The 16,359-nt window shown below is 37.6% G+C and carries 9 protein-coding genes and 7 pseudogenes; 9 read left to right on the forward strand and 7 right to left on the reverse strand.

What is annotated here, in order from left to right; all coding sequences use genetic code 11:
* Positions 1-2 precede the first annotated feature (2 nt).
* Both KA717_32860 and KA717_32865 read right to left on the reverse strand, forming a co-directional pair.
* Positions 3-545, reverse strand: a pseudogene (locus tag KA717_32860) (ISKra4 family transposase).
* Positions 546-795: 250 nt separating this feature from the next.
* Positions 796-2,133 (reverse strand): annotated as a pseudogene (locus KA717_32865) (IS5 family transposase).
* Between the two features lie 599 nt (positions 2,134-2,732).
* On the opposite strand from KA717_32865, the gene KA717_32870 reads away from it, so the two are divergent.
* Positions 2,733-2,969, forward strand: coding sequence for a hypothetical protein (locus tag KA717_32870; protein ID UXE60328.1), 237 nt, complete (start codon positions 2,733-2,735; stop codon positions 2,967-2,969).
* A 255-nt stretch (positions 2,970-3,224) separates the two neighbouring features.
* On the opposite strand, the pseudogene KA717_32875 reads toward KA717_32870, so the two are convergent.
* Positions 3,225-3,980 (reverse strand): annotated as a pseudogene (locus KA717_32875) (transposase).
* Between the two features lie 503 nt (positions 3,981-4,483).
* Positions 4,484-5,755: pseudogene (locus KA717_32880) on the reverse strand (IS5 family transposase).
* Positions 5,756-6,354: 599 nt separating this feature from the next.
* Here KA717_32880 and KA717_32885 point away from each other — a divergent pair.
* Entirely contained in the window at positions 6,355-6,591 is a 237-nt protein-coding gene (locus KA717_32885) for a hypothetical protein (GenBank protein ID UXE60329.1), read from the forward strand.
* A gap of 255 nt (positions 6,592-6,846) precedes the next feature.
* Here KA717_32885 and KA717_32890 read toward each other — a convergent pair.
* From KA717_32890 to KA717_32900, 3 pseudogenes are all read right to left on the reverse strand, one after another.
* Positions 6,847-7,602, reverse strand: a pseudogene (locus KA717_32890) (transposase).
* Between the two features lie 503 nt (positions 7,603-8,105).
* Positions 8,106-9,377: pseudogene (locus tag KA717_32895) on the reverse strand (IS5 family transposase).
* A 108-nt stretch (positions 9,378-9,485) separates the two neighbouring features.
* Positions 9,486-10,114 (reverse strand): annotated as a pseudogene (locus tag KA717_32900) (transposase).
* 220 nt (positions 10,115-10,334) lie between these two features.
* Here KA717_32900 and hcp point away from each other — a divergent pair.
* The 7 genes from hcp to KA717_32935 all read left to right on the forward strand — a co-directional run bounded on the left by hcp (position 10,335) and on the right by KA717_32935 (position 16,155).
* On the forward strand, positions 10,335-11,828 hold the full coding sequence (gene hcp / locus KA717_32905; GenBank protein ID UXE60330.1) for a hydroxylamine reductase: 1,494 nt from the start codon (positions 10,335-10,337) through the stop codon (positions 11,826-11,828).
* 158 nt (positions 11,829-11,986) lie between these two features.
* Entirely contained in the window at positions 11,987-12,196 is a 210-nt protein-coding gene (locus tag KA717_32910; protein UXE60331.1) for a hypothetical protein, read from the forward strand.
* 127 nt (positions 12,197-12,323) lie between these two features.
* Positions 12,324-13,040, forward strand: coding sequence for a bidirectional hydrogenase complex protein HoxU (gene hoxU / locus KA717_32915; GenBank protein UXE60332.1), 717 nt, complete (start codon positions 12,324-12,326; stop codon positions 13,038-13,040).
* Between the two features lie 3 nt (positions 13,041-13,043).
* Complete coding sequence (locus KA717_32920) at positions 13,044-13,439, forward strand: hypothetical protein (GenBank protein UXE60333.1); 396 nt, start codon at positions 13,044-13,046, stop codon at positions 13,437-13,439.
* A 4-nt stretch (positions 13,440-13,443) separates the two neighbouring features.
* A complete protein-coding gene (locus KA717_32925; GenBank protein ID UXE60334.1) occupies positions 13,444-13,869 on the forward strand; it encodes a hypothetical protein in 426 nt (141 codons plus the stop codon).
* A 35-nt stretch (positions 13,870-13,904) separates the two neighbouring features.
* On the forward strand, positions 13,905-14,453 hold the full coding sequence (locus tag KA717_32930) for an oxidoreductase (protein UXE60335.1): 549 nt from the start codon (positions 13,905-13,907) through the stop codon (positions 14,451-14,453).
* Between the two features lie 277 nt (positions 14,454-14,730).
* Positions 14,731-16,155: a Ni/Fe hydrogenase subunit alpha gene (locus KA717_32935; GenBank protein ID UXE60336.1), complete on the forward strand. Its 1,425-nt coding sequence runs from the start codon at positions 14,731-14,733 to the stop codon at positions 16,153-16,155.
* The last annotated feature ends 204 nt before the right edge of the window (positions 16,156-16,359 follow it).

Genomic DNA, 16,359 nt, shown 5'->3' on the forward strand with positions numbered 1-16,359 from the left:
ACTCAGGCAATAGCTTCATTGAGATAAGCACAGCGTAATCTCAATATTTGAGGAACGTTTTCTGACTTCCAACAAGCCCCTGCTATTTGTATTCTCTTGCCAATTTGTTTGATTTTTGACTCTACACTTCCTGAGCCAATGCAGATACCTAAGTCTTGATAGAGTCCATAATCTGGCATTCTGCTTTCATGTTTCTTCATATAATTGATGAAGTTAATTGCTTCCTTTTGTTTTGAACCGTTCAATTCTTTAATTGCTGAATCTTGCTCCCCTTGCCATAAGTACGTCTCTATTTGCCTCTTTACCTTTTTTGAAACTTTCACTTTATGGATATTTTCCACCAAGTGATACCAATCCAATACTTCCCTTCTTTCGTCTTTATCCCTTATCTTTTCTATCAGATTCCAAATCCCATCATGTCCATCTCCTAAGCAAGTTACTACTCTCGCTAATGGTTGATTATTTGTCCAAGCGATTAATTCTTCCTGCGCTTGAAAAAATGCCGCACATACCTGACCATGTAAGCTTACTGCTTTATAATTTTTGGTTCTACCAGAGTTGCTAGGTAGGGCTTGCTGAAAAAGTCAAAAAACGAAAGAAATGTGGGTTAGGGAAGTATGGACTGAAAAAGCATAGATAACTTATCCTTATGGAAACAAATCAAAATACAGATTTTGTTTAATCTATTGTTCCTTTCTGTCTAAAAAGGTCAACACAAATCACTCCTCACAAAAGAGAGGAAAATTAACACCATTTTTCACAAGAAAAACGACTCTACAACTTTTTACTTTTTGTCTTCTGAAGTAGAGTAGAAAGATTCATTACCAAAAAGTTCATCGCAATTACCGTTTCCGAGGTCTCAGGTAGTTTGGCCATCACTCGACCAAGACTAAATTTCCTCTTTCCCTGTCCGAATTTACCCTCAATGGCATTACGCACTCTTTCATCTGAGCGTGCCTCTTTCTTTTTTTCTTTGCTCACCTCTTTCGGCGGTCTTCCCAATCGGGGACCACTCATTCTTATATCCCTTTCTTTACAATAAGCTCGATTCGCTTTTGTTCGATAGATTTTATCCACATGAACCGATTCCGGATAACATCCTGTTTCCCTTTTATATTCTTCTATTCGCGCTTGTAAATCTCCCGATTCGTTGTAATTATCCCAACTTAATTTGTCTAAGAAGACAAAGCCATTCACATTACTTGCCGATATTTTAGCTCCAAACTCTACTGCTTTTCCCGCTTTTCCACGCACTATTGGACGCACGTGAGGTTGGCTTACACTCACAATTCTGTTTTCTACTTTATTTGTCTTTTTTTCATACATTTCTAACTGTTGCTCATACACTTTTCCTATCGTTACAAGCTCTTCTTGCTCTTTTTTCGTTAGTTTTTCTAACTTTGCTCCCTCTTCTATCATTTTTTCTATATCAGACAAGTTTCTTTTTATATATCCTAGTTGTTTTTTTGTTCCTTTTCTTCTTTCTTTTTTTGACACACGACGTTTTTTTGCTATGGCTAAGTACTCTTTTCTTGCCACTTCCCTATAAGTCCTCGGCTTTTCTTTCCTTTTCTCTTTTATTTCTTCATACAGCTTATCTATTATTTTTTCTGTTTTTTCTCTGGCATCATTCAATATTCCTATATCCGTTGGATATTTTATATCTGCTGGTGTACAAGTCGCATCTAACAATAACTTTCCTTCATTTTCTTTTTTTTCTGACGCTACACCCGTCGCTTTTTTTTCTATTTCTTTATTAATTTTATTTATTAATTCCATTCCTATTTTTTTACGAAAATGAACCATCATTGACGCATTAAATGCTTCTTTGCTACTATAGCTTTCCATTCCTATAAAGTACTGTAAATAAGGGTTCTCTTTTATTTGTTCTACTGTTTCTCTGTCACTTTTTCCTGAAATTTCTTTGATAATTAATGCTCCTAATGCCATTCTAAATGATTTGGCTGGGGCTCCTTTTTTTTCTGTGAAGTTTTTTGCATATTCTTCCTCATATTCTTCCCAAAGAATCATTTTTGACATTTCTATCCAACGATTTTCTTCGTCTAACTGCCCGCCGAACAGATTTTTCAAGTTTTCTGGTGTTTCAATTGAGTACTGTTGCTTTCGGTACATCTGCTTTCTCTCTTCTTAATGCAATGGTTTTGAGGCATTCTACCCTATTTTCGTGCATTCTAGCGGTTCTTAATTCGCCTACTATTTTTCTCCGTAAAGGTTTCAGCTTTTTTCAGCAAGCCCTAAGTAATAGTTCATTAGCAAAACTTTGGCGTTTTTCAAAATATAATGACCTAAATTGGGAACTCCATACCTGTTGATGAGAATTGACATATATCTCTCTTTTGTTATTTTAGGAAATAATTTTAAATCTCAAATCTTACAGCCCTTGCTCAACAAGGATTCTGTCGTTATTTCTGAGTATAAAGTAAAATGTGTATTTCCTCTTAACTTAATCGCTCGGAAGTCTTTCCATAGCAAGACTTCAGTATTTGAGGTCTGAAAATGTCTTCATGGACTAACAGAAGAGAGATACTTCATAGAGATCCCTCTATGATAAAAATTGCCTACAAAAAACCATAAAAATAGTAACAGTAGATGTGGTGGCTTTATCGGAGGAATATTGGGGATACACTTTAGCCTAAAATGATTCTAGTTTTGTATATTTGAGGTAAAATAAAAATCTTAAGTTTTTAGTCGCATAAGGAGAGTCTTGAGTTATGGCAAAATCTCAAAGTTTTGAAGAAACCTATCCTAATCTTGCTCGCTTTATTGATGGCAGTAGTGGCGGCTGGATTGAGCTTGGCGATAGTGAACATATTAATTCTTTTGCCAGAGCCTATGATATGGGAGGAACAATCTATGAAGGAAAAAGCTCATATAAGACGGTAGATGCGGCTTTACAGGATTTAGAAAAGCACGTTGCTGAGTATATGGAAGAAAATGGTATTGATTGAATGATTGCTATAAGATTTATTTTTTTTGCTAAGGAGATTAATTTAAGTAGGGCTTGCTGAAAAAGTCAAAAAACGAAAGAAATGTGGGTTAGGGAAGTATGGACTGAAAAAGCATAGATAACTTATCCTTATGGAAACAAATCAAAATACAGATTTTGTTTAATCTATTGTTCCTTTCTGTCTAAAAAGGTCAACACAAATCACTCCTCACAAAAGAGAGGAAAATTAACACCATTTTTCACAAGAAAAACGACTCTACAACTTTTTACTTTTTGTCTTCTGAAGTAGAGTAGAAAGATTCATTACCAAAAAGTTCATCGCAATTACCGTTTCCGAGGTCTCAGGTAGTTTGGCCATCACTCGACCAAGACTAAATTTCCTCTTTCCCTGTCCGAATTTACCCTCAATGGCATTACGCACTCTTTCATCTGAGCGTGCCTCTTTCTTTTTTTCTTTGCTCACCTCTTTCGGCGGTCTTCCCAATCGGGGACCACTCATTCTTATATCCCTTTCTTTACAATAAGCTCGATTCGCTTTTGTTCGATAGATTTTATCCACATGAACCGATTCCGGATAACATCCTGTTTCCCTTTTATATTCTTCTATTCGCGCTTGTAAATCTCCCGATTCGTTGTAATTATCCCAACTTAATTTGTCTAAGAAGACAAAGCCATTCACATTACTTGCCGATATTTTAGCTCCAAACTCTACTGCTTTTCCCGCTTTTCCACGCACTATTGGACGCACGTGAGGTTGGCTTACACTCACAATTCTGTTTTCTACTTTATTTGTCTTTTTTTCATACATTTCTAACTGTTGCTCATACACTTTTCCTATCGTTACAAGCTCTTCTTGCTCTTTTTTCGTTAGTTTTTCTAACTTTGCTCCCTCTTCTATCATTTTTTCTATATCAGACAAGTTTCTTTTTATATATCCTAGTTGTTTTTTTGTTCCTTTTCTTCTTTCTTTTTTTGACACACGACGTTTTTTTGCTATGGCTAAGTAGGGCTTGCTGAAAAAGTCAAAAAACGAAAGAAATGTGGGTTAGGGAAGTATGGACTGAAAAAGCATAGATAACTTATCCTTATGGAAACAAATCAAAATACAGATTTTGTTTAATCTATTGTTCCTTTCTGTCTAAAAAGGTCAACACAAATCACTCCTCACAAAAGAGAGGAAAATTAACACCATTTTTCACAAGAAAAACGACTCTACAACTTTTTACTTTTTGTCTTCTGAAGTAGAGTAGAAAGATTCATTACCAAAAAGTTCATCGCAATTACCGTTTCCGAGGTCTCAGGTAGGGCTTGCTGAATAAGTCTGCAAATCGAACCTAGATGCCACAGGGCGCGAAAAATGGTGACTTCAGAAATCAGTTTCCGATTTTAACCCACAATTTTCTAGCAAAGTGCATGGATTTTGAGCCTTCAAATGCCATAAGCTTGCACCTAATCGTGTTCAAAATGGCTGAAAAGCTTATCTGATAAAGGTTCTGCCTTTATTCGGCAAACCCCAGGTAGTTTGGCCATCACTCGACCAAGACTAAATTTCCTCTTTCCCTGTCCGAATTTACCCTCAATGGCATTACGCACTCTTTCATCTGAGCGTGCCTCTTTCTTTTTTTCTTTGCTCACCTCTTTCGGCGGTCTTCCCAATCGGGGACCACTCATTCTTATATCCCTTTCTTTACAATAAGCTCGATTCGCTTTTGTTCGATAGATTTTATCCACATGAACCGATTCCGGATAACATCCTGTTTCCCTTTTATATTCTTCTATTCGCGCTTGTAAATCTCCCGATTCGTTGTAATTATCCCAACTTAATTTGTCTAAGAAGACAAAGCCATTCACATTACTTGCCGATATTTTAGCTCCAAACTCTACTGCTTTTCCCGCTTTTCCACGCACTATTGGACGCACGTGAGGTTGGCTTACACTCACAATTCTGTTTTCTACTTTATTTGTCTTTTTTTCATACATTTCTAACTGTTGCTCATACACTTTTCCTATCGTTACAAGCTCTTCTTGCTCTTTTTTCGTTAGTTTTTCTAACTTTGCTCCCTCTTCTATCATTTTTTCTATATCAGACAAGTTTCTTTTTATATATCCTAGTTGTTTTTTTGTTCCTTTTCTTCTTTCTTTTTTTGACACACGACGTTTTTTTGCTATGGCTAAGTACTCTTTTCTTGCCACTTCCCTATAAGTCCTCGGCTTTTCTTTCCTTTTCTCTTTTATTTCTTCATACAGCTTATCTATTATTTTTTCTGTTTTTTCTCTGGCATCATTCAATATTCCTATATCCGTTGGATATTTTATATCTGCTGGTGTACAAGTCGCATCTAACAATAACTTTCCTTCATTTTCTTTTTTTTCTGACGCTACACCCGTCGCTTTTTTTTCTATTTCTTTATTAATTTTATTTATTAATTCCATTCCTATTTTTTTACGAAAATGAACCATCATTGACGCATTAAATGCTTCTTTGCTACTATAGCTTTCCATTCCTATAAAGTACTGTAAATAAGGGTTCTCTTTTATTTGTTCTACTGTTTCTCTGTCACTTTTTCCTGAAATTTCTTTGATAATTAATGCTCCTAATGCCATTCTAAATGATTTGGCTGGGGCTCCTTTTTTTTCTGTGAAGTTTTTTGCATATTCTTCCTCATATTCTTCCCAAAGAATCATTTTTGACATTTCTATCCAACGATTTTCTTCGTCTAACTGCCCGCCGAACAGATTTTTCAAGTTTTCTGGTGTTTCAATTGAGTACTGTTGCTTTCGGTACATCTGCTTTCTCTCTTCTTAATGCAATGGTTTTGAGGCATTCTACCCTATTTTCGTGCATTCTAGCGGTTCTTAATTCGCCTACTATTTTTCTCCGTAAAGGTTTCAGCTTTTTTCAGCAAGCCCTAAGTAATAGTTCATTAGCAAAACTTTGGCGTTTTTCAAAATATAATGACCTAAATTGGGAACTCCATACCTGTTGATGAGAATTGACATATATCTCTCTTTTGTTATTTTAGGAAATAATTTTAAATCTCAAATCTTACAGCCCTTGCTCAACAAGGATTCTGTCGTTATTTCTGAGTATAAAGTAAAATGTGTATTTCCTCTTAACTTAATCGCTCGGAAGTCTTTCCATAGCAAGACTTCAGTATTTGAGGTCTGAAAATGTCTTCATGGACTAACAGAAGAGAGATACTTCATAGAGATCCCTCTATGATAAAAATTGCCTACAAAAAACCATAAAAATAGTAACAGTAGATGTGGTGGCTTTATCGGAGGAATATTGGGGATACACTTTAGCCTAAAATGATTCTAGTTTTGTATATTTGAGGTAAAATAAAAATCTTAAGTTTTTAGTCGCATAAGGAGAGTCTTGAGTTATGGCAAAATCTCAAAGTTTTGAAGAAACCTATCCTAATCTTGCTCGCTTTATTGATGGCAGTAGTGGCGGCTGGATTGAGCTTGGCGATAGTGAACATATTAATTCTTTTGCCAGAGCCTATGATATGGGAGGAACAATCTATGAAGGAAAAAGCTCATATAAGACGGTAGATGCGGCTTTACAGGATTTAGAAAAGCACGTTGCTGAGTATATGGAAGAAAATGGTATTGATTGAATGATTGCTATAAGATTTATTTTTTTTGCTAAGGAGATTAATTTAAGTAGGGCTTGCTGAAAAAGTCAAAAAACGAAAGAAATGTGGGTTAGGGAAGTATGGACTGAAAAAGCATAGATAACTTATCCTTATGGAAACAAATCAAAATACAGATTTTGTTTAATCTATTGTTCCTTTCTGTCTAAAAAGGTCAACACAAATCACTCCTCACAAAAGAGAGGAAAATTAACACCATTTTTCACAAGAAAAACGACTCTACAACTTTTTACTTTTTGTCTTCTGAAGTAGAGTAGAAAGATTCATTACCAAAAAGTTCATCGCAATTACCGTTTCCGAGGTCTCAGGTAGTTTGGCCATCACTCGACCAAGACTAAATTTCCTCTTTCCCTGTCCGAATTTACCCTCAATGGCATTACGCACTCTTTCATCTGAGCGTGCCTCTTTCTTTTTTTCTTTGCTCACCTCTTTCGGCGGTCTTCCCAATCGGGGACCACTCATTCTTATATCCCTTTCTTTACAATAAGCTCGATTCGCTTTTGTTCGATAGATTTTATCCACATGAACCGATTCCGGATAACATCCTGTTTCCCTTTTATATTCTTCTATTCGCGCTTGTAAATCTCCCGATTCGTTGTAATTATCCCAACTTAATTTGTCTAAGAAGACAAAGCCATTCACATTACTTGCCGATATTTTAGCTCCAAACTCTACTGCTTTTCCCGCTTTTCCACGCACTATTGGACGCACGTGAGGTTGGCTTACACTCACAATTCTGTTTTCTACTTTATTTGTCTTTTTTTCATACATTTCTAACTGTTGCTCATACACTTTTCCTATCGTTACAAGCTCTTCTTGCTCTTTTTTCGTTAGTTTTTCTAACTTTGCTCCCTCTTCTATCATTTTTTCTATATCAGACAAGTTTCTTTTTATATATCCTAGTTGTTTTTTTGTTCCTTTTCTTCTTTCTTTTTTTGACACACGACGTTTTTTTGCTATGGCTAAGTAGGGCTTGCTGAAAAAGTCAAAAAACGAAAGAAATGTGGGTTAGGGAAGTATGGACTGAAAAAGCATAGATAACTTATCCTTATGGAAACAAATCAAAATACAGATTTTGTTTAATCTATTGTTCCTTTCTGTCTAAAAAGGTCAACACAAATCACTCCTCACAAAAGAGAGGAAAATTAACACCATTTTTCACAAGAAAAACGACTCTACAACTTTTTACTTTTTGTCTTCTGAAGTAGAGTAGAAAGATTCATTACCAAAAAGTTCATCGCAATTACCGTTTCCGAGGTCTCAGGTAGGGCTTGCTGAATAAGTCTGCAAATCGAACCTAGATGCCACAGGGCGCGAAAAATGGTGACTTCAGAAATCAGTTTCCGATTTTAACCCACAATTTTCTAGCAAAGTGCATGGATTTTGAGCCTTCAAATGCCATAAGCTTGCACCTAATCGTGTTCAAAATGGCTGAAAAGCTTATCTGATAAAGGTTCTGCCTTTATTCGGCAAACCCCAGGTAGTTTGGCCATCACTCGACCAAGACTAAATTTCCTCTTTCCCTGTCCGAATTTACCCTCAATGGCATTACGCACTCTTTCATCTGAGCGTGCCTCTTTCTTTTTTTCTTTGCTCACCTCTTTCGGCGGTCTTCCCAATCGGGGACCACTCATTCTTATATCCCTTTCTTTACAATAAGCTCGATTCGCTTTTGTTCGATAGATTTTATCCACATGAACCGATTCCGGATAACATCCTGTTTCCCTTTTATATTCTTCTATTCGCGCTTGTAAATCTCCCGATTCGTTGTAATTATCCCAACTTAATTTGTCTAAGAAGACAAAGCCATTCACATTACTTGCCGATATTTTAGCTCCAAACTCTACTGCTTTTCCCGCTTTTCCACGCACTATTGGACGCACGTGAGGTTGGCTTACACTCACAATTCTGTTTTCTACTTTATTTGTCTTTTTTTCATACATTTCTAACTGTTGCTCATACACTTTTCCTATCGTTACAAGCTCTTCTTGCTCTTTTTTCGTTAGTTTTTCTAACTTTGCTCCCTCTTCTATCATTTTTTCTATATCAGACAAGTTTCTTTTTATATATCCTAGTTGTTTTTTTGTTCCTTTTCTTCTTTCTTTTTTTGACACACGACGTTTTTTTGCTATGGCTAAGTACTCTTTTCTTGCCACTTCCCTATAAGTCCTCGGCTTTTCTTTCCTTTTCTCTTTTATTTCTTCATACAGCTTATCTATTATTTTTTCTGTTTTTTCTCTGGCATCATTCAATATTCCTATATCCGTTGGATATTTTATATCTGCTGGTGTACAAGTCGCATCTAACAATAACTTTCCTTCATTTTCTTTTTTTTCTGACGCTACACCCGTCGCTTTTTTTTCTATTTCTTTATTAATTTTATTTATTAATTCCATTCCTATTTTTTTACGAAAATGAACCATCATTGACGCATTAAATGCTTCTTTGCTACTATAGCTTTCCATTCCTATAAAGTACTGTAAATAAGGGTTCTCTTTTATTTGTTCTACTGTTTCTCTGTCACTTTTTCCTGAAATTTCTTTGATAATTAATGCTCCTAATGCCATTCTAAATGATTTGGCTGGGGCTCCTTTTTTTTCTGTGAAGTTTTTTGCATATTCTTCCTCATATTCTTCCCAAAGAATCATTTTTGACATTTCTATCCAACGATTTTCTTCGTCTAACTGCCCGCCGAACAGATTTTTCAAGTTTTCTGGTGTTTCAATTGAGTACTGTTGCTTTCGGTACATCTGCTTTCTCTCTTCTTAATGCAATGGTTTTGAGGCATTCTACCCTATTTTCGTGCATTCTAGCGGTTCTTAATTCGCCTACTATTTTTCTCCGTAAAGGTTTCAGCTTTTTTCAGCAAGCCCTAAGTACTCTTTTCTTGCCACTTCCCTATAAGTCCTCGGCTTTTCTTTCCTTTTCTCTTTTATTTCTTCATACAGCTTATCTATTATTTTTTCTGTTTTTTCTCTGGCATCATTCAATATTCCTATATCCGTTGGATATTTTATATCTGCTGGTGTACAAGTCGCATCTAACAATAACTTTCCTTCATTTTCTTTTTTTTCTGACGCTACACCCGTCGCTTTTTTTCTATTTCTTTATTAATTTTATTTATTAATTCCATTCCTATTTTTTTACGAAAATGAACCATCATTGACGCATTAAATGCTTCTTTGCTACTATAGCTTTCCATTCCTATAAAGTACTGTAAATAAGGGTTCTCTTTTATTTGTTCTACTGTTTCTCTGTCACTTTTTCCTGAAATTTCTTTGATAATTAATGCTCCTAATGCCATTCTAAATGATTTGGCTGGGGCTCCTTTTTTTTCTGTGAAGTTTTTTGCATATTCTTCCTCATATTCTTCCCAGGGAATCATTTTTGACATTTCTATCCAACGATTTTCTTCGTCTAACTGCCCGCCGAACAGATTTTTCAAGTTTTCTGGTGTTTCAATTGAGTACTGTTGCTTTCGGTACATCTGCTTTCTCTCTTCTTAATGCAATGGTTTTGAGGCATTCTACCCTATTTTCGTGCATTCTAGCGGTTCTTAATTCGCCTACTATTTTTCTCCGTAAAGGTTTCAGCTTTTTTCAGCAAGCCCTAAGTAAACTTTTTTGAACTTTTGAGCCTTAAAAGTTAACTGTTAACTAAACTTAAGCTATAGACAGATTAGTCTATATTTTTAACGGAGAGACTTTATGTTTTGTGAACAATGCGAACAGACTGCAAGTGGGAATGGTTGTCATCAATTTGGAGCCGGTGGTAAAAGTCCAGAGGTGAATGCTATTCAAGACTTAATGGTTTATTGTTTGCGCGGATTGGCTCCCGTTGTCATCAAAGCACGAGAATTGGGCATGGAAACCCATCAAGCGGATGTTTTTATCTGTGAAACGCTATTTGCGACGATGACTAATGTGAATTTTAGTCCCAAGCGATTCACGACTTATTTAGAGAAATGTTTAGATTTACGAGAAAACCTACGCGCAGAAATTGCTCAAACTTCTTCTAAATCCATTGAATGGTCAAAAATCAGCAATTATCACCCCAATTTTGATCAAGATTTAGCAGAACAAGGAGAAGATGCTAATTTACATTTCTTAAGTCAGGCTCAGGATGTAGATATTTTTTCGCTCAAGTTAACCGTTCTCTATGGTGTAAAAGGGTTAGCTTCCTATACTTTCCATGCCTACGAGTTGGGCCAAGAAGATGATAAAATTTACGCTTTTATTGAGGAAGCCTTAGCTGATTTAGATCGTAATGATTTACCTATAGGTGATTGGGTTAGCCTTGCTTTAAAAGTCGGTGAAATGAATTTACGGGCGATGGAATTATTGGATTTAGGTCATACAAGCAGCTTTGGTCATCCTACACCGACTCCTGTGCCTTTAAATCACAAACCAGGCAAGGCAATTTTAGTTTCTGGCCATGATATTAAACAGTTAGCTGCAATTTTAGAACAAACTAAAGATCAGGAAATTACTGTTTATACTCACGGTGAACTTTTACCGGCTCATGGTTATCCTAAACTTAAAGCAAACTATCCCCATCTTTATGGTCACTTTGGTACGGCTTGGCAAAATCAAACTAAAGATTTCGCTGCTTTTCCAGGGGCGATCGCTGTTACAACCAATTGTTTAATGCCGCCTCATGAAAACTATGGTGATAAAATTTTTACGGTTGGGCCAGTGGGTTATCCAGGCTTAAAAGCATTGATGACTACTGACAATACCAGTCCAGATTATTCTCCTTTAATTCAAAAGGCTTTAGAATTACCAGGCTTTACCGAAGAAAGTGAATATCGGCAAGTTTTGACAGGCTTTGCCCATAACGCGGTAATGACGGTAGCGGATCAAGTTATTGATGCGGTAAAAGCAGGAAAAATTCGTCATTTCTTCCTCGTGGGAGGCTGTAACGGCGCCAAACCTGGACGAACTTATTACACCGAATTTGTGGAACAGGTTCCCGATGATTGTATCGTTTTAACCCTTGCCTGTGGTAAATTCCGCTTTTTTGATAAAGAATTAGGTAACATTGGCAACCTTCCGCGTTTAATGGATGTGGGTCAATGTAATGATGCCTATTCTGCGATTCAGATTGCGTTGGAATTGGCCAATGCCTTTAATATTGGAGTAAATGAATTGCCTTTATCTATGATTCTTTCCTGGTACAGCAATTCTAAATTTGCTCTGTAACAAGGGTTTCAGGTTTTAGTTCGCGTAATATGGGGTAAAGTTCAACGGGATTAACAAGTTCATTTTACGAGTCTTCCGGCTTTTAGGCACAGTAGTACGTGTAGAATTGCCCCCAAAACCCCCTTTGAAATGTTCTTTAAATCCCTAAAAGCCTTGCTGTGTCTAAAACTGAGAATTGCTGTTCCTGGTATGAACAAAAGGCGGTGGCGGTATTATTAACTTTGCTTTATTTGGGTATCAAAGATATTCGCTTAGGGCCAACCTTGCCCGCCTTTATTTCTCCCAATGTCTTTAAGTTATTATCAGAAACCTATAATTTGCAAGCCATTACTACTCCTGAAACGGATTTAGCCGCTTGTTTGGGTTGATCCCCCCCCAGCCCCCCGTTCGGCTGAGCTCACGGCCGAAGCCTTAAAAAGGGGGGAGAATATGACTAAGATTCATCAAGCTTTTTGTAATTATCCATTATCAACTATTCATTATTAACTATTCCCTATGTCTGTAATTACTCTAACCATTAACGATACCGCGATCGCCGTAGAAGAAGGAGCAACTATTTTACAGGCCGCCAAAGAAGCGGGGGTTCATATCCCGACTCTTTGCCATTTAGATGGAGTTTCTGATACCGCAGCCTGTCGTCTTTGCCTAGTGGAAATTGACGGTATTAATAAACTTTCCCCTGCCTGTGTAACAACGGTAACGGAGGAAATGGTTGTTCATACCGACACTCCCAAATTGCAAGATTATCGCCGCATGACGGTGGAATTAATTTTCGCTGAAGGCAATCACGTTTGTGCAATTTGTGTCGCGAATGGCAACTGTGAATTACAGAATATGGCGATCGAAGTGGGCATGGATCACAGTCGTTTTCCCTATCGTTTTCCTAAACGAGAAGTCGATTTATCCCATCCGCTTTTTGGCATTGATCACAATCGCTGTATTTTATGTACCCGTTGCGTGCGAGTCTGTGATGAACTTGAAGGAGCGCACGTTTGGGATGTCGCTTATCGCGGGGCAGAATGCAAAATTGTCTCTGGTTTAAATCAGCCCTGGGGGACGGTTGAAGCTTGTACTTCCTGTGGTAAATGTGTGGATGCTTGTCCGACAGGTTCGATTTTTCATAAGGGCATGACCACTGCCGAGGAACACAAAGATAGCGAAAAATTGGAGTTTCTGGCCGCAGCCCGCGATCGCCAACAATGGACACGATAGCTGATGTCAATTAGTAAACATAAATGGAGTCATCTTAATCGTTATGAACGTCTTTGTTTACAACCCATTATGGATGTATATGATCAAATTCAAGCAATGGAGGAAGATATTTTAATAATTGCTGAAAATTATCAGTTGCCAACTCAAGAAATTGAAAGAGCAAAAGATTATGCTTTTGGTAATGGTGTGGCTCGTTATCAATTTTATCCTGATATAGATATGAGTAGAGCCTGGCTTAGACTTGCAAAGGGAGAAGGAACCGACGTAGATCGAGTGTTACTATTACACGAAATTTACGAATCTCAACTTGTCATTATTCAGGGCATGAATCAACAACAAGCTCACTCAATGGCTCAAAAACATTATCCTTGGTCAGACCTATTAAATCCGTCTAGCTAGAACAATGATCAACCCTATTTTTGAAAAGAAATTTTTAGAAGCTCTGGATTTATGTAATTCATTGTCGGAATTTGCCCGTCAACCTTCTAGCTATCCTTGCCAAGCCATTCACTTATTTTGTGAGATTGGTACGGAACCCGAAAATTTATTGGAACTAAATGCTTTGTACGCAGATCGGGTTTTGATTGCCAAAAAATCCATTGAAAAATATGCTAGGACTATTGACAACTGGAAAACTGGGAATTGCCCTTTGGGGGGTAAAGATCATTGTAATATTGTTAACTTTTTTTTGAGCCTTAAAACTCAAGACTTTTACTTTTTCCGAGGAGATAATTTTACTCCAGAATTGATTTGTGAGTTTCTACAGGAGTGGAAGGGAATTAATTTATTTTCTTTAATTACGAACTCTCCTCAACTCGTCACCCATTAAAACCATTAAATGATTAGTTCTCAACCAATAAAATTATGAGTAAGATTCGATTTGCAACGGTTTGGTTAGCGGGCTGCTCTGGCTGCCATATGTCCTTCCTCGATATGGACGAATTTCTAATAGATTTAGCCCAATTAGTTGATGTGGTTTTTAGTCCCGTTGGCTGTGATCTCAAAGACTATCCTGATAATGTGGATGTTTGTCTGGTTGAAGGGGCGATCGCCAACGAAGAAAATTTGGAATTGGCCCTAGAATTACGCAAGAAAACTAAAGTTGTTATTTCTTTTGGCGACTGTGCTGTGACCGCCAACGTTCCTGGAATGCGTAATATGCTAAAAGGGGCCGATCCTGTGCTACGTCGCTCCTATCTAGAATTAGGAGATGTTACGCCTCAATTACCCGATGAACCTGGTATTGTTCCACCTTTACTCGAAAAAGTTGTGCCATTACATCAAGTCATTCCCGTAGATATTTTCATGCCAGGCTGTCCCCCTGATGCCCACCGTATTCGCGCTACCTTGGAACCTCTATTGAAAGGAGAACATCCCCTTATGGAAGGCCGAGAAATGATTAAATTTGGTTAATACAGTCTGGAGGTGATCGTGATATTACTGAAGATATTCTTGGGAATAGTGACTGTTATTCTCTTCTTCGTGAGTATGACTTTTTGTGGATGGATTGCTTTTGCCGTAGGCCCGATGAGGTGTTCACTACCTAATCAATGCACAGCATTACAAATCAACCTATACTCTATTCTCAGTCTTTTTGTAATGTCAATCCCCTTTGTTTTTATCATAATTTCCTTCAAAGGAATCAATCGATTGTAAGCATTCCATCATTAAAATTCAAGAGAATCTAATTATGTCTAGAACCGTTGTTATTGATCCCGTAACCCGTATTGAGGGCCACGCTAAAATCTCCATTTTCCTCAATGATCAAGGAAATGTAGATGATGCTCGTTTTCATGTTGTTGAGTATCGCGGTTTTGAGAAATTCTGTGAAGGCCGCCCCATGTGGGAAATGGCGGGAATTACCGCTCGCATTTGTGGTATTTGTCCCGTTAGTCATCTCCTTTGTGCGGCGAAAACAGGAGATAAAATTTTAGCGGTTCAGGTTCCTCCCGCAGGTGAAAAATTACGCCGTTTAATGAATTTAGGGCAAATTACCCAATCCCATGCCCTGAGTTTTTTCCACTTGAGTAGTCCAGACTTTCTGCTTGGTTGGGATAGTGATCCGGCTCAACGTAATGTCTTTGGTTTAATCGCGGCTGATCCCGATTTAGCTCGTGCGGGTATCCGTTTACGTCAGTTTGGTCAAACGATTATTGAATTGTTAGGTGCGAAAAAAATTCATGCAGCCTGGTCTGTTCCTGGTGGTGTGCGATCGCCGCTTTCAGAAGAAGGTCGTCAATGGATCTGCGATCGCCTACCGGAATCTAAAGAGACTTTATATGTAGCATTAAATTTATTTAAGAATTTGTTAGATAAATTTCAAACAGAAGTCGCTGAATTTGGTAAATTTCCCTCATTGTATTTGGGCTTAGTCGGCAAAAATCAGGAGTGGGAACATTATGGCGGCCACCTGCGCTTTACCGATAGCGATGGCAATATTGTCGCTGATAATTTAAGTGAAGATAATTACCAGGATTTTATTGGCGAATCCGTTGAAAAATGGTCGTATCTTAAATTTCCCTATTACAAACCCTATGGTTATCCTCAGGGAATTTATCGAGTTGGCCCTTTAGCCCGTTTAAATGTTTGTCATCACATTGGCACACCCGAAGCAGATCGGGAATTAATTGAATATCGTCAACGGGCGGGCGGTGTTGCCACCTCTTCTTTCTTCTATCACTATGCTCGTTTGGTAGAAATTCTAGCCTCATTAGAAGCCATTGAGTTGTTAATGGATGATCCTGATATTTTGTCGAAAAACTGTCGAGCAAAAGCGGGGATCAACTGTTTAGAAGCGGTTGGTGTTAGTGAAGCTCCGCGTGGCACTCTATTCCATCATTACAAAGTAGATGAAAATGGTTTAATCCAAAAGGTTAACCTGATTATTGCAACGGGCAATAATAACTTGGCTATGAATCAAACGGTTGCCCAAATTGCTAAACATTATATTCACAATAATGATGTTAGTGAAGGTTTTTTAAACCGTGTAGAAGCGGGTATTCGCTGTTATGATCCCTGCTTAAGTTGTTCTACCCACGCAGCCGGTCAAATGCCTTTACAAGTTGAGATTGTCGATAGTCAAGGTGCAGTGATTAATTCTCTGCGTCGGAACTGAAAAGTTTAATTTCCTGATGAGCTAGGGTAAGCAATTAGAAGCTATCACGCTTTTTTCCAGCCATTAGCGATCGCTTTTCCAGCCATTAGCGATCGCTTCCCAAGCTTTTTTTAAATTTGTTGAGATTGGTTGGGTTGTATAGGATTTCGGATAGAAGATTACAGTCTTTATTGTAAGGGGCAGTTTGCGGGGTGGGAGACGGTT

It is taken from the genome of Woronichinia naegeliana WA131 (assembly GCA_025370055.1).
GTDB classification, from domain to species: Bacteria; Cyanobacteriota; Cyanobacteriia; order Cyanobacteriales; family Microcystaceae; genus Woronichinia; species Woronichinia naegeliana.

What these genes read in the sequence shown, in the direction of transcription:
- KA717_32925 (UXE60334.1), top strand. Translation starts at nt 13,444, where the DNA reads ATGATCAACCCTATTTTTGAAAAGAAATTTTTAGAAGCTCTGGATTTA.
- hoxU (UXE60332.1), top strand. Translation starts at nt 12,324, where the DNA reads ATGTCTGTAATTACTCTAACCATTAACGATACCGCGATCGCCGTAGAA.
- KA717_32930 (UXE60335.1), top strand. Translation starts at nt 13,905, where the DNA reads ATGAGTAAGATTCGATTTGCAACGGTTTGGTTAGCGGGCTGCTCTGGC.
- KA717_32870 (UXE60328.1), top strand. Translation starts at nt 2,733, where the DNA reads ATGGCAAAATCTCAAAGTTTTGAAGAAACCTATCCTAATCTTGCTCGC.
- KA717_32935 (UXE60336.1), top strand. Translation starts at nt 14,731, where the DNA reads ATGTCTAGAACCGTTGTTATTGATCCCGTAACCCGTATTGAGGGCCAC.
- KA717_32920 (UXE60333.1), top strand. Translation starts at nt 13,044, where the DNA reads ATGTCAATTAGTAAACATAAATGGAGTCATCTTAATCGTTATGAACGT.
- hcp (UXE60330.1), top strand. Translation starts at nt 10,335, where the DNA reads ATGTTTTGTGAACAATGCGAACAGACTGCAAGTGGGAATGGTTGTCAT.
- KA717_32885 (UXE60329.1), top strand. Translation starts at nt 6,355, where the DNA reads ATGGCAAAATCTCAAAGTTTTGAAGAAACCTATCCTAATCTTGCTCGC.